Below are 13483 nucleotides of genomic sequence, written 5' to 3'. Positions count from 1 at the left end.
ATAATAACGTCGTTATATCAATTTACGGGTAGAATGTCGAAAGCCCTTCCACTCTGTTTCTAGAGAACAGATGCCTGAAGTTTACGAGGAACCGATGACTGAACTGCAACGCTTTTATCAATGGGTGATTAGCTCACCACCGCTACTAGAAATCAAGCCGCCCATTTCTGATCTCAGTGTATTCTCAAACCACCAAGCACTCGACGAGTCGCATACTTATGATGGAAACCCTAGATTAGGCTTCCTCTACCAACACTTATGTGAACAAGTCATCATGACTTCGGATAATTATTCAATCAAGTACGATGAGATTCAGATTAATGTTGAGGGACGAACACTTGGCGCAATCGACTTTATCCTGGAAGACACGAGCAGGCAAAAATTAGAACACTGGGAAGTGGCAATTAAGTTCTACCTACTTCATGAACAAACATGGTTTGGACCCAACTCTCACGACCAATTGGATAAGAAACTCGACAGGATGCTCAGCCACCAACTCGAAATGTCCTCTTCTGCCGCCTTTGTTGAGCAATATCCAGAAATCGATGTCGACTCAAAACACTTACTGATGCAAGGTCGTCTATATACCAACCCTTTCTTAGAGCAAAACATACCGACAAAATGCTTGGGCTATGACATTAACCCAAGCCAAGTAAACGGCTTTTGGTGCTATCAAGATCAGGCTCATTTAATCAGTGAACCACTGTATCCACTCACCAAAGAGCAATGGGCAGCAGGGACGGATGATTTCAGCAGTCAGCCGATCACCGAGTTCGGTGATCGCTTCGTCCATGGGCAAACAAAGTCGGGGCAATTCTGGTTTGTGATGCCACAAAGTTGGCCACACGGTTAGTCGTCTGAGCTAACTCATTTACCTTTTCCCGCTTATACGTAACTAACACAAACAAAAAGGGTTGATGCTTTCACATCAACCCTTCTTCTATTTACTTAGCAACTCTAGTAATCGAGATTCGATTATAGGCCAGCGGCTGCAAATACTTGGTTAACAATCTCTTGAGCTTCTGCTTCGATTGCTTTCAGGTGCTCTTCACCCTTAAAGCTTTCACAGTAGATCTTGTAGATGTCTTCAGTGCCTGATGGACGCGCAGCAAACCAGCCGTTCTCAGTTGTCACTTTCAAGCCACCAATCGCAGCACCGTTACCTGGAGCGTGTGTTAAGCGTGCAGTAATTGCATCACCAGCCAACGTCTCAGCAGAAACCATCTCTGGAGATAGTTTCTTCAGCACGTCTTTCTGTGCACCATTTGCTACCGCTTGAATACGGTTGTACTTAGATTCACCGTGTTTAGCGGCAAGTTCTTCGTAGTATTCTTGTGGGTTCTTACCTGTCACTGCTGTGATCTCAGCCGCAAGCAAGCAAAGAATCAGGCCGTCTTTATCTGTTGACCAAGGCGTACCGTCTTTACGTAGGAAAGAAGCACCTGCGCTCTCTTCGCCACCAAAACCAAACTGGCCGTTGTATAAGCCATCAACGAACCATTTGAAACCAACTGGCACTTCACAAAGTTCGCGACCTAAGTCAGAAACTACGCGATCGATTAATGCACTTGATACTAGTGTCTTACCAACAGCAACGTCTTTACCCCAACCTTCACGGTTACGGTATAGGTAATCAATACAAACCGCTAAGAAGTGGTTTGGATTCATCAAACCTTTAGGTGTCACGATACCGTGGCGATCGTAATCTGGGTCGTTACCAAATGCTAGAGCGTACTCGTCTTTAAGCGCCAGTAAGCCTGCCATTGCGTATGGAGAAGAACAGTCCATACGAACTACGCCATCTTTATCTAGAGACATGAATTGGAATGAAGGGTCAACCGCTTCACTTACCAGAGTAAGATCTAGATTGTACGCTTTACCAATTTGACGCCAGTAATCAATACCGCTGCCACCCAGTGGATCAACACCAATCTTGATGTTTGCTTTCTGGATCGCTTCCATATCCACGACGTTAACCAAATCAGCGACGTATGGCGCGACTAGGTCAACTTCTTTTACTAGCTCAGACTGTTTAGCCTGTGCGATAGGCGTACGCTTAACACCTTGCATTTGCTCAGCAATGATCACGTTCGCACGGTCTTCAATCGCTTGAGTCAGTTCAGCTTCAGCTGGGCCACCGTGTGTCGGGTTGTATTTAATACCGCCGTCTTGAGGTGGGTTATGTGAAGGCGTGATAACAATGCCGTCGGCTTTTTTGTCATTCACTAGGTTGTGCGTAAGAATCGCGTGCGAGATACCAGGTGTTGGAGTAAAGCCGTTGTTTTCTTGAATAATAACTTCAACACCGTTCGCTACAAGCACTTCGATAACCGTAGAGAACGCAGGCTCAGATAGAGCGTGAGTATCTTTACCTAAGAAAAGAGGGCCAGTTGTACCTTGCTCGGCACGAACTTCAGCAACCGCTTGTGCAATTGCTAGAATGTGGTTTTCGTTAAATGTTGATTTGTCTGCTGTACCGCGGTGACCTGAAGTACCGAAAAGTACTTTATGATCTGGGTTCGTAGCATCCGGTTGCTGTAAGAAATAGTTAGCAACTAAAGCCGGGATATTATGAAGATCTTCCTGCTGAGCTTTCTGCCCAGCACGAGGGTGCATAGCCATTTTTCGACATCCTTATATATAAAATTTTAAAACAAAAAAACCTCATAATATCTTCTTATCCATGGATATTATGAGGTTTAAATCAGATTTCGTTAAATTGAACCTGTTACTTTTTCTATCAATTCTGCTTGGAAATTCATGCGGCTCATAAGCTGCTCAACCATCTGTCTTTTTCGGCTTGTATTGTTATTAGTAATAACCCAAAAAGGACTTTGTGGAATAGCTTTAGGCTTAGTCGTGTTGCCGTTTGCTAGCAACGTCGCTTCGTTATCTGCAAAGTAAACGCGCTTACGGCCTTTTACTTGAGTTACTTCTGAAAAGCTTAAAGGGTCGATTTTATGCAGTGTTGATAACACAAGCATGAAACGATCAATGGCTTTCTTTAGTGATGCAAACTCATCTGATATTAGTAGTGAGCGCATTTCTTTAACGCCATCGAACTTCTCTGGAGTAAAGCCTACCTCTTTGCTAACAACGATACCTTTTGGCTCAACGATCTCTTCGATCGGAGCCATGCCTTGGCTATCAACCTGTAACAAGCGGCGCAGAATATCTGAAGCGCTTTCGCCAATACGTTCTGTCTGACCCGCAATAAAACGGTATAGGTCCTCATCAACCTCAATTGTTTTCATTCGCTTTTCACAATCTCAATGTTTAAACTCTGGGGGATTATAGCGAGATCCGCGCGGATACTCTACGTCAAACCCACCATGAATAAGATAAAAATGTCAGTACAGCTCAACTATAAAATTGAAGGTGAGGGTCACACCATTGTTTTGATCCATGGATTATTCGGTAATCTGGACAACCTTGGCTTGCTCGCTAGGGATCTAAAAGCCGATCATCAGGTACTTAGTATCGATCTCCGCAACCACGGTCAATCCTTCCATAGTGACACTCATAACTACCAAGCGATGGCGCAAGATGTCTCTCAACTGTTGAAAGATCTCGAGTTAGACGACGTCACTGTCATTGGTCACTCGATGGGTGGCAAGGTTGCCATGGCACTCACCCAACACCTAGAGCTACGTAAACTGATCGTACTGGACATGGCACCGGTCGCTTACACCCAAAGTCGCCATGATAACGTATTCGCAGGCCTTCAAGCCGTGATCGAAGAAAAACCAGAATCTCGCTCTGAAGCACTTAAAGTACTCGCAAAACATATTGAAATCGACGGGGTTCGCCAGTTCTTAACGAAATCACTGTTCAAGTCAGAACAAGGCATTATGGAGTGGCGCTTTAACGTCGCGTCACTACTTGCAAACTACGCTCACATCATTGGCTGGGAACCGATCGACAAAACCTCGGTCAAAACCTTGCTAATAAAAGGTGGGGATTCTGACTACCTCACGGCTGAGCACCAAACTGCAGTTCAGCAGCAATTTTCTAACGCAAAGGCGCACGTCATTGCCAATACGGGTCACTGGCTACACGCAGAAAAGCCAGCTGAAGTACTCAGAGCAATACGAAAATTCATCGCTTAAGCGCGCTTTTTCATGCAGATAAATGAGAGCTGAGTAATCACTGCAGATTAACTTTATCTCGCAACAGTGATATAGTGCGCCCAAGCAAAATTGGTATATAAGGTTCCCATGCTTTACGACTACATGAACATCATTGAATCTGTTGGTTTAGATCTCCTGTTTGCCGCGATTTTCTTTTTAATCGGTATGGCAATTAAGGACGTTCTCAAGCAGGGAAATGTTCCTCCATTTGGTCGTCGCATCGTATGGTTAGTACTTTTCCTTGGCTGTGCGGGTTTTATCGCCAAAGGGATAATCCAACTAAGCTGGGAAGGAACTGGGATCTAACGATTCTCTTCCGAACTTTATTACACCGACAACAGACAAAATGAAAGGTAATGATTCTATGGCAAGTGTAGGTCTCTTCTTTGGTAGCGATACAGGTAACACTGAAGCTGTTGCTAAGATGATTCAAAAGCAATTGAGCAAACAGCTCGTTCACGTTCAAGACATTGCAAAAAGCAGCAAAGAAGATATCGATAACTTCGATCTACTGCTGCTTGGTATCCCTACGTGGTACTACGGCGAAGCACAATGTGATTGGGATGACTTTTTCCCAGAGCTAGAAGCTATTGATTTCTCAACTAAGCTTGTTGCTATCTTTGGTTGTGGCGACCAAGAAGATTACGCAGAATACTTCTGTGATGCTATGGGTACTATCCGTGACATCGTTGAAGCGAAAGGCGGTACTATCCTAGGTCACACATCAACTGAAGGCTACGAATTCGAAGCATCGAAAGGTTTAGTTGAAGGCGATGACAGCCAATTCGTTGGTCTATGTATCGATGAAGACCGTCAACCTGAGCTAACTGATGAGCGCGTATCTAACTGGGTTAAACAAATCCACGAAGAGATGTGCCTAGCAGAGCTAGAAGACTAATTCTCTAGTGGTTGTTAATTGTTACAGTTAATAACCATTATGTAGATATGAAAAAACCTCCTTATAGGAGGTTTTTTGCTATTTAAAATCTATTAATTAGCACTCAGCCTCTAATGCTTCATCATCATCTCTAAATTGCGGCTTCTTTCTTACATAGAGGGTGCGTTGAATTTCTGAAACCACATTACCCTGCTTATCTTTCACGTGAATAATAAATTCGGGGAAACACTTTTCACCGAGTTGCGTCTGACGATAGATATCGTCAAGCTGCCCTTGCCTTATCTCAAAATCTGCATACAAGTCCGATTGCCCCGGCTTGATGAAGTTAATGCTCGCTTCTTTATCCCAAACATAATATCGTTCACCTAAAATTCCCATTAACATCAATGAGTAAACGGGATCGGTAAGAGAAAAGATACTGCCGCCATATTGAGTACGATTGGCGTTCTTATTCCACCAGCGTAGCTTAAGTACTGTCTTAACAACCCTAAAGTCAGTGCTAATGTGGGCTATTCGAATACCCGCTCCCCAAAAGGGAGGCCAAATATTAAGAGCAAATTTTACAATGTTGGGTTTATATATTTTTGCGAGTTGCTTATTCATAACAACATTCCATGTTCATATCAGAAACACCGTCACCTTGACTGGTCGTACCTCCACTATAAGTGAGATACTTCCAATTTACAAAACAGATTGTGATGTCAGTAAGTAACCCTTTGAAGTTCGTGGTTTATTGTTATGCCTGACTAAACTATAATGGTATTAATATTGAATTCTGTTAATTGCTGCAGATCATCAACAGGAAAGTATATGTCAGACAATAATCAAGCGCTAAAAGATGCAGGTCTTAAAGTGACCCTTCCACGGCTCAAAATTTTAGAAGTATTACAACAGCCAGACTGCCAACATATTAGTGCTGAAGATTTATATAAGAAGCTGATCGACCTAGGTGAAGAAATCGGTCTTGCAACCGTTTATCGAGTACTTAACCAATTCGATGACGCTGGCATTGTAACTCGTCACCACTTCGAAGGCGGCAAGTCTGTATTTGAACTTTCTACACAGCACCACCACGACCACCTTGTATGTTTAGATTGTGGCGAAGTGATCGAATTCTCTGATGACATCATCGAAGAAAGACAGAAAGAGATTGCTCAGCGTTACAACGTGCAACTAACAAACCACAGTTTGTACTTGTACGGCAAAAGCATTAACGGAGATTGCAAAGGCAATCCAGACGCGCATAAAGCGAAGTAGTAATACAGAACGCTGGCTTAGGCCGGCGTTTTTTATATAGGGCATCATAAAGTATCCATGAAAAGAATCCCGCTAGTTAAGGCTTTTACTTTAATTGAGATGTTGGTTGTTGTAGTGATTATTGCAGTGCTTGCTATTGTTGCCCTTCCCCGTTTTCTTAACATTCAAACCGATGGCCGTATCGCTCTGTTTGACGCTGCTCAATCTCAATTTCAAACTGCGATCACGTTTGCTCACAGTAAATGGCTGGTCAGCGGCGGCGGCAACGCTGAAATGAATGACATGCCAGGTTTTGGGGAAGACGGAGACGGCAATGCTCAATTGGACATAAATGACGTCGGCTACCCACTCGGCGTCGATAAAGGCAACCCTATGGGGCAGCCTTACAACATAGGTCAAGGTGACCAAGGGTGTGTGTCAATATGGAATGCCATTATGACAACCGACCTGACCGCTACTACAGACCCGAACCAGTCCAACAATTTTGATTTTATTACCCGCCGTCAAAACCATAGTTTTGTTGCCAAAGACGGTACTCCTCAAAACAAACTCGCGCTTTGCTACTTCATCTACACTGGAGTCGATTTCGACAGCGATCCTGGTAATGCAGGTTATGTTTTCTGGTACAACTCACGCACGGGTGAAGTAACCCAACAAGACCCTAATAATCCCTAAAACTCTGGCTCTAGTGCTTAAAACGCTAGTTGGTCACTAGAAACACCTTGGTAATCAAATTTAAGACACAAAAAAACCGGCTCTAAGCCGGTTTTTTATTGGGTCGTTTTTAACAAACTAAATACTCAAGCATTAAGCTTCAGTTTTACCCCATGTGTCACGTAGACCAACCGTGCGGTTGAAGACTAGTGCATCTGCTTTAGAGTCTTTCGAATCCACACAGAAGTAACCTGTACGTTCAAACTGGTACGCTTGCTCTGCCACACCTTCTGCTAAGCTAGGTTCAACAAAACCATTTAGCGTAACAAGAGATTCAGGGTTTAGCGTTGCAGCGAAGTCATCAGCAGCGGCTGGGTTTGGCACTGTGAATAGACGATCGTACAAACGAATCTCAGCAGGCAGTGCTTTATCAGCAGATACCCAGTGGATAACGCCTTTCACTTTGCGGCCATCTGCAGGGTTCTTACCCAATGTTTCATTGTCGTAAGAACAGAAGATAGTCGTAATGTTGCCTTCTGCATCTTTTTCGATACGTTCAGCTTTGATCACGTAAGCACCACGCAGGCGAACTTCTTTACCTAGAACCAAACGCTTGTACTTTTTGTTTGCTTCTTCACGGAAGTCGTCACGTTCGATCCAAACTTCGCGTGTAAATGGAACTTCACGAGTACCCATTTCTGGCTTGTTCGGGTGGTTTGCAACCGTTAGCGTTTCTACTGTATCTGCTTCGTAGTTTTCGATAACGATCTTAACTGGATCCAGAACAGCCATTGCACGAGGTGCATTTTCGTTCAGATCATCACGGATGCAAGATTCAAGTGAACCGAACTCAATCATGTTCTCTTGCTTAGTTACACCAATACGCTTACAGAATTCACGAATCGAGCTTGAAGTAAAACCACGACGACGTAGGCCAGAAATAGTAGGCATGCGTGGGTCATCCCAACCTTGAACTAGGTTTTCAACCACAAGTTGGTTCAGCTTACGCTTAGACATCACTGTATATTCAAGATTCAGGCGGCTAAACTCGTACTGACGAGGTTGGCAGTCAATCGTGATGTTATCTAGAACCCAATCGTACAAACGACGGTTATCTTGGAATTCAAGCGTACAGATAGAGTGCGTAATACCTTCCAGCGCATCAGAGATACAGTGAGTAAAGTCGTACATTGGGTAAATGCACCACTTGTCAGCCGTTTGATGGTGGTGAGCAAAACGAACACGGTAGATAACAGGATCGCGCATAACCATGAACGAAGAGCTCATGTCGATCTTAGCACGTAGACACGCTTTACCTTCTTCAAAGCCACCGTCACGCATTTTTTCAAACAACGCTAGGTTCTCTTCAGGGCTGCGGTCACGGTATGGGCTCGCTTTACCAGGCTCTTTTAGCGTGCCACGGTACTCACGGATTTGATCAGGACTTAGCTCGTCAACATACGCTAAGCCTTTATTAATTAATTCCACAGCATAAGCATAAAGCGTATCGAAGTAGTTTGATGAGTAACAAATATCACCAGACCATTCGAAGCCTAACCAGCTTACATCATTCTTAATTGACTCAACGTATTCAACGTCTTCTTTTTCAGGGTTTGTATCATCGAAACGAAGATTACATTGTCCCTGGTAGTCCTGAGCAATACCAAAGTTCAAGCAAATAGATTTAGCGTGACCAATGTGCAGGTAGCCATTTGGCTCCGGCGGGAAACGAGTATGCACGCTACTGTGTGTACCATCCGCTAAATCTTTATCAATAATTTGGCGAATGAAATTCGATGGACGAGCCTCAGCTTCACTCATCTATAGCACCTCTATGTATTTAGTATTGTCAGAGAAAGTTATCTTTCGTCCCCAAGAAAACGGTCGCTTATAGCGCCAGTCAAAGATAGAAAGATCATTGTTGCTAATCATCCACAATTCTTAGCCTTTGCACAATAAGAACCGTCCGTTAATTGCGATTATTTCTGCTATTCGATGAAGAATAGAACGAACCGTGTTCGCTGGTCTTAAACTGCAGGCACAAAAAAGCCTCCCATGTGGGAGGCTTTCAATTTGACACTTACTTAAGAGTAACTTTACGTCTTAACTAAGTACTTCCCTTACTGTGGAAGTTTTACATCAGATAGGTCTTCGCCTGCACCAATAGCTTTCATTTCGCCAGCTACGATTTCAGCTAGTGGGCCTAGGATAACCTGTAGGTTGTTTTCACCTAGTTTAACCACACCTTTAGCACCAAGTTTCTTAAGAACAACTTCATCTGCAACAGAGCGGTCTTTAAGAGTTAGACGTAGACGAGTGATACAAGCGTCGATTGAAGTTAGGTTGTCGTGACCACCTAGAGCTTTCAGGTATTGACGTGCAAGGTCGCCCTTTGGTGCGTCGCCAGCAGGAGCTGCAACAGCTTCGTCATCATCTTCACGACCTGGCGATTTCAAGTTGAAAGCGCGGATTGCGAAAGAGAAAGTGAAGAAGTATAGAGCACCGAAGCCAAGACCGATTAGTAGTAGTACGAATGGTTTAGTTGCTAGACCCCAGTTCAATACGAAGTCGATAAGACCAGCAGAGAAACCGAAACCGTGCAGAGTACCAAACATGTTAGCAACTACTAGAGACAAACCTGTAAATACAGCGTGCATTGCGTATAGAGCAGGAGCTAGGAATACGAACATGAATTCTAGCGGCTCTGTGATACCTGTTAGGAATGAACAGAATGCAACTGAGAATAGTGCGCCACCAACTTGGCTACGTTTTTCAGCAGGAGCAGCTAGGTACATTGCAAGTGCAGCACCTGGTAGACCGAACATCATTACTGGGAAGAAACCGTTCATGAATACGCCAGCGCCTTTATCGCCGCCGAAGAAACGGTGTAGGTCGCCAGATTTAACTGTTTCAGTTACTTCTTTAACAGTTGCAACAATTTCTGGGTTAACTGAGTTAGCAAATTCAAATGTGTACTCTTGACCAACAACTAAAGTTTTAGCTAGTGCAGGGTCAACACAAAGTTGAGAGAAGCCTTCTGCAGCAACTACGATCTCTTGACAAGAGCCCATACCGAACCAGAAGTACGAGTTCAGTACATGGTGTAGACCTACTGGGATAAGTGCACGGTTAAGAGTACCGTAAACAAATTGACCGATAGCGCCAGACGTTGAAACTGCGTGAGCAAGTGCATCTAGACCAGATTGAACAGCAGGCCATACAACACCAAAGATTGCGCCAGCAACTAGAGCAAATAGACCAGCCATAATAGGAACTAGACGTTTGCCAGAGAAGAATGCTAGCCACTCTGGAAGACGAGTCGCGTGGAATGCATTGTAAGAGTGACCTGCGATGATACCTGCAAAGATACCGCCGAAGAATGACATATTTACACTAGCATCGATGTTTGTTGCGGTTGCTGTCAGAACAAAGTAAGCAACTGCACCAGCAAGACCTGCTGCGCCGTTACCGTCTTTAGAAAGACCAATAGCTATACCCAAACCAAACAATAATGGTAGTTGACTGAAGATTGCGTTACCAGCAGATGCCATGAATGCGATATCGAGTAAGTCTGGTTGACCCAGACGTAGCAGCAATGCCGCAATCGGAAGCGTTGCGATTGGTAGCATTAACGCCTTACCAAGCTTCTGCGCATATCCTAGAATATTCACCAGTTGTTTCCCCCTATAGGATTTTTTAGAATTCGTTTGAGAAACTTATTTTAGTCGCTCAATTTAGTCCTATTCAGTGTATTCAATTAATTTTGCTCCGCAAATTAAAACCTTACCATTTGTGATCCTAATCACCAGTTTTTACCAAATCCAGAGGTTTTTGCTAGCGAGATCATAAAACTTATTTTATCATTCAAAAAAATGAACATTTATGGATAAAATCCAAATCTAATCATTAGGCAAAAAGATGGTAACTCCGGGCTTATAGAGCACCGTGAATAATCATTATTGATGAACCTAAATGTATAATAAAAATCAATTGTTCATATGTTTTTCAACAACTTAAATCGCTTATCATTTTGAAGCCGTTTGCCCATAAAAGATAAATCGTTACGTAAATGATGCTCGCAAACTAAGTCCGCATTTAGGTAACGAACGAATTTAAAAGATCTCACGAAATAAGGATTAGCTGACTATGTACGCGCTAAGTAACTGTAAAATTTACACTGGTAGTGATGTTCTAACCGATCATGCTGTTGTAATCGAAAACGAACTGATCAAAAAAGTCTGTCCTATCTCTGAATTGCCAGAAGGAATCGAGCTTCGCGACCTAGACGGAGCAAACCTAAGCCCAGGTTTCATTGACCTACAACTGAATGGTTGTGGCGGTGTAATGCTTAACGATGAGATCACTGCAGAAACCATGCAGATCATGCACAAAGCAAACCTGAAATCTGGCTGTACTAGCTTCCTACCAACGCTTATCACCTCTTCAGACGAAGATATGCGTGCGGTTATTACGGCAGCTCGTGAATACCATAACCAGTACCAAAACCAATCTTTAGGTCTGCACCTTGAAGGCCCTTACCTAAACGTTGCGAAAAAAGGCATCCATAGCGTCGATCACATTCGTAAATCTGACAACGAAATGATTGAGCTTATCTGTGAGAACCGTGACCTTGTTGCAAAAGTAACATTGGCTCCAGAGCTTAACGACCCTGAACACATCGAACGCCTGCACAAAGCTGGCGTTGTCGTTTCTATCGGCCACACCAACGCAACTTACGCAGAAGCGCGTCAAGGTTTCGAATCTGGTATCACGTTCGCCACTCACCTGTTCAATGCAATGACGCCGATGGTTGGTCGTGAGCCTGGCGTTGTTGGCGCGATTTACGATACTCCTGAGGTTTACGCTGGCATTATTGCCGACGGCTTCCACGTTGATTACGCAAACATCAGAATTGCGCATAAAATCAAGGGAGAAAAGTTGGTATTAGTGACGGATGCCACAGCTCCTGCAGGTGCTGACATGGAATACTTTATTTTTGTCGGTAAGAAAGTATATTACCGTGATGGTAAGTGTGTTGATGAAAACGGCACACTGGGCGGCTCAGCTCTGACTATGATTGAAGCAGTTCAGAATACAGTTGAGCACGCTGGTATCGCTTTAGACGAAGCTCTTCGCATGGCTACGCTATACCCAGCTACGGCTATCGGTGTAGAAAGCAAGCTAGGTCGAATCAAAAAAGGCATGGTTGCAAACCTAGCTGTATTTGACCGAGACTTTAACGTTAAAGCGACTGTTGTTAACGGACAATACGAGCACAATTAAGTATGAATGGCGGACAAATAGGTAACGTAGACTTAGTTAAACAACTAAACAGTGCGGCGGTATACCGACTTATAGACCAACAGGGGCCTATCAGTCGTATACAAGTGGCTGATGTAAGCCAACTCGCACCGGCAAGTGTTACAAAAATTACCCGCCAACTTTTAGAGCGCGGCCTAATTAAAGAGGTTGCGCAGCAAGCGTCTACTGGCGGTAGACGCGCTATCTCCCTAACCACAGAAGTAGAGCCTTTTCATTCTGTTGCTGTGCGTTTGGGTCGAGACTACATTCAAATAAGCCTGCATGACCTTGGTGGTCGTGAATTGGCTTTCCAACAGCAAGACCTGAATTATTCAGACCAATCAGACCTTACCCAAGGCTTGGTCAATAACCTCAAAGCTTTCATTGCTGAGCATCAACCAAAGATCGATCAACTGATTGCTATTGGTGTCACGCTTCCAGGCTTGGTTAACCCAACGACCGGTGTTGTTGAGTACATGCCGAATACCGACATCGATAACCTCGCATTAAGCGACATTATTCGCGATACATTCCATGTTGCTTGTTTTGTTGGTAACGATGTTCGTGGAATGGCGCTTGCTGAGCACTACTTCGGTGCAAGTAAAGATAGCCAAGATTCTATTTTGGTCAGTGTTCACCGTGGTACAGGTGCAGGTATTATCGTTAATGGTCAGGTTTTCCTAGGTCATAACCGTAATGTGGGTGAAATTGGTCATATCCAAATTGATCCGCTAGGCGAGCAATGCCAATGTGGTAACTTCGGCTGTCTTGAAACAGTAGCGGCAAACCCAGCTATCGTTGAACGCGTGCAGAAGCTGATTAAACAAGGCTATGAGTCTTCTTTAACAGAGCTTGAGCATATTACGATTCAAGACGTTTGTGACCACGCGATTAATGGTGATGAGCTAGCCAAGCAAAGCTTAGTTCGAGTAGGAAACCAGTTAGGTAAGGCTATCGCGATGACGATTAACTTATTTAACCCTCAAAAAGTTATCATTGCTGGTGATATTACCAAGGCACAAGAGATTGTTTTTCCTGCAATTAAGCGCAATGTAGAGAATCAGTCGTTAACGACTTTCCATAGCGGCCTGCCTATTGTAGCATCACAGATCGATAAACATCCTACGATGGGAGCTTTTGCTATGATTAAGCGCGCCATGCTTAACGGCGTGTTACTGCAGAAGCTTCTCGAAGACTAGAGAAAACAATTCTGATTTTCCGCGGGCCGTGTTTGTATAAACAC

At 43.9% G+C, this 13483-nt stretch carries 13 protein-coding genes; 8 read left to right on the top strand and 5 right to left on the bottom strand.

Annotation, left to right across the window (positions count from 1 at the left end):
* Positions 1-94 precede the first annotated feature (94 nt).
* On the top strand, positions 95-853 hold the full coding sequence (locus AB4323_RS03235) for a DUF1853 family protein (RefSeq protein WP_372058946.1): 759 nt from the start codon (positions 95-97) through the stop codon (positions 851-853).
* A 122-nt stretch (positions 854-975) separates the two neighbouring features.
* Here the strand turns inward: AB4323_RS03235 and pgm are convergent, their stop codons facing one another.
* Both pgm and seqA read right to left on the bottom strand, forming a co-directional pair.
* On the bottom strand, positions 976-2622 hold the full coding sequence (pgm, locus tag AB4323_RS03230; protein ID WP_017061952.1) for a phosphoglucomutase (alpha-D-glucose-1,6-bisphosphate-dependent): 1647 nt from the start codon (positions 2620-2622) through the stop codon (positions 976-978).
* 92 nt (positions 2623-2714) lie between these two features.
* A complete protein-coding gene (gene seqA, locus AB4323_RS03225) occupies positions 2715-3254 on the bottom strand; it encodes a replication initiation negative regulator SeqA (RefSeq protein WP_372151597.1) in 540 nt (179 codons plus the stop codon).
* A 93-nt stretch (positions 3255-3347) separates the two neighbouring features.
* Between seqA and AB4323_RS03220 the strand changes: the two genes are divergently transcribed.
* From AB4323_RS03220 to fldA, 3 genes are all read left to right on the top strand, one after another.
* Positions 3348-4109, top strand: a complete 762-nt coding sequence (locus AB4323_RS03220; protein ID WP_372135708.1) for an alpha/beta fold hydrolase — start codon at positions 3348-3350, stop codon at positions 4107-4109.
* Positions 4110-4217: 108 nt separating this feature from the next.
* Entirely contained in the window at positions 4218-4436 is a 219-nt protein-coding gene (locus tag AB4323_RS03215) for a DUF2788 domain-containing protein (protein ID WP_004737900.1), read from the top strand.
* Between the two features lie 58 nt (positions 4437-4494).
* On the top strand, positions 4495-5028 hold the full coding sequence (fldA, locus tag AB4323_RS03210) for a flavodoxin FldA (protein ID WP_010436745.1): 534 nt from the start codon (positions 4495-4497) through the stop codon (positions 5026-5028).
* A gap of 96 nt (positions 5029-5124) precedes the next feature.
* On the opposite strand, the gene AB4323_RS03205 is transcribed toward fldA, so the two are convergent.
* Positions 5125-5631 carry a DUF4442 domain-containing protein gene (locus AB4323_RS03205; RefSeq protein ID WP_017061955.1) on the bottom strand — a complete coding sequence of 169 codons (507 nt, stop codon included), beginning with the start codon at positions 5629-5631 and terminating at the stop codon, positions 5125-5127.
* 207 nt (positions 5632-5838) lie between these two features.
* On the opposite strand from AB4323_RS03205, the gene fcrX reads away from it, so the two are divergent.
* Positions 5839-6285, top strand: coding sequence for a ferric iron uptake transcriptional regulator FcrX (gene fcrX / locus AB4323_RS03200; RefSeq protein WP_017061956.1), 447 nt, complete (start codon positions 5839-5841; stop codon positions 6283-6285).
* Between the two features lie 57 nt (positions 6286-6342).
* On the top strand, positions 6343-6960 hold the full coding sequence (locus tag AB4323_RS03195) for a prepilin-type N-terminal cleavage/methylation domain-containing protein (protein ID WP_032547229.1): 618 nt from the start codon (positions 6343-6345) through the stop codon (positions 6958-6960).
* Positions 6961-7092: 132 nt separating this feature from the next.
* Here the strand turns inward: AB4323_RS03195 and glnS are convergent, their stop codons facing one another.
* A complete protein-coding gene (gene glnS / locus AB4323_RS03190; RefSeq protein WP_017063407.1) occupies positions 7093-8760 on the bottom strand; it encodes a glutamine--tRNA ligase in 1668 nt (555 codons plus the stop codon).
* A gap of 299 nt (positions 8761-9059) precedes the next feature.
* On the bottom strand, positions 9060-10610 hold the full coding sequence (gene nagE, locus AB4323_RS03185; RefSeq protein ID WP_032546287.1) for an N-acetylglucosamine-specific PTS transporter subunit IIBC: 1551 nt from the start codon (positions 10608-10610) through the stop codon (positions 9060-9062).
* A 475-nt stretch (positions 10611-11085) separates the two neighbouring features.
* Here nagE and nagA point away from each other — a divergent pair, with 475 nt between their 5' ends.
* Both nagA and AB4323_RS03175 read left to right on the top strand, forming a co-directional pair.
* Positions 11086-12222 (top strand): N-acetylglucosamine-6-phosphate deacetylase, encoded by a 1137-nt coding sequence (nagA, locus tag AB4323_RS03180; protein ID WP_017062193.1) that lies wholly within the window; start codon positions 11086-11088, stop codon positions 12220-12222.
* 2 nt (positions 12223-12224) lie between these two features.
* Positions 12225-13439, top strand: coding sequence for an ROK family protein (locus AB4323_RS03175; protein WP_017062194.1), 1215 nt, complete (start codon positions 12225-12227; stop codon positions 13437-13439).
* Positions 13440-13483: the final 44 nt, after the last annotated feature.

This window comes from Vibrio sp. 10N.261.52.C11, from assembly GCF_041471405.1.
GTDB classification, from domain to species: Bacteria; Pseudomonadota; Gammaproteobacteria; order Enterobacterales; family Vibrionaceae; genus Vibrio; species Vibrio crassostreae_C.
The sequence above is the reverse complement of the archived record's forward strand: the minus strand, read 5'-3'. Positions and strand labels throughout refer to the sequence as shown.

Coding starts and splice junctions, on each gene's coding strand:
- fldA (WP_010436745.1), top strand. CDS start 4,495: ATGGCAAGTGTAGGTCTCTTCTTTGGTAGCGATACAGGTAACACTGAA.
- AB4323_RS03205 (WP_017061955.1), bottom strand. CDS start 5,631: ATGAATAAGCAACTCGCAAAAATATATAAACCCAACATTGTAAAATTT.
- glnS (WP_017063407.1), bottom strand. CDS start 8,760: ATGAGTGAAGCTGAGGCTCGTCCATCGAATTTCATTCGCCAAATTATT.
- nagA (WP_017062193.1), top strand. CDS start 11,086: ATGTACGCGCTAAGTAACTGTAAAATTTACACTGGTAGTGATGTTCTA.
- AB4323_RS03220 (WP_372135708.1), top strand. CDS start 3,348: ATGTCAGTACAGCTCAACTATAAAATTGAAGGTGAGGGTCACACCATT.
- fcrX (WP_017061956.1), top strand. CDS start 5,839: ATGTCAGACAATAATCAAGCGCTAAAAGATGCAGGTCTTAAAGTGACC.
- AB4323_RS03215 (WP_004737900.1), top strand. CDS start 4,218: ATGCTTTACGACTACATGAACATCATTGAATCTGTTGGTTTAGATCTC.
- pgm (WP_017061952.1), bottom strand. CDS start 2,622: ATGGCTATGCACCCTCGTGCTGGGCAGAAAGCTCAGCAGGAAGATCTT.
- AB4323_RS03235 (WP_372058946.1), top strand. CDS start 95: ATGACTGAACTGCAACGCTTTTATCAATGGGTGATTAGCTCACCACCG.
- AB4323_RS03175 (WP_017062194.1), top strand. CDS start 12,225: ATGAATGGCGGACAAATAGGTAACGTAGACTTAGTTAAACAACTAAAC.
- AB4323_RS03195 (WP_032547229.1), top strand. CDS start 6,343: ATGAAAAGAATCCCGCTAGTTAAGGCTTTTACTTTAATTGAGATGTTG.
- seqA (WP_372151597.1), bottom strand. CDS start 3,254: ATGAAAACAATTGAGGTTGATGAGGACCTATACCGTTTTATTGCGGGT.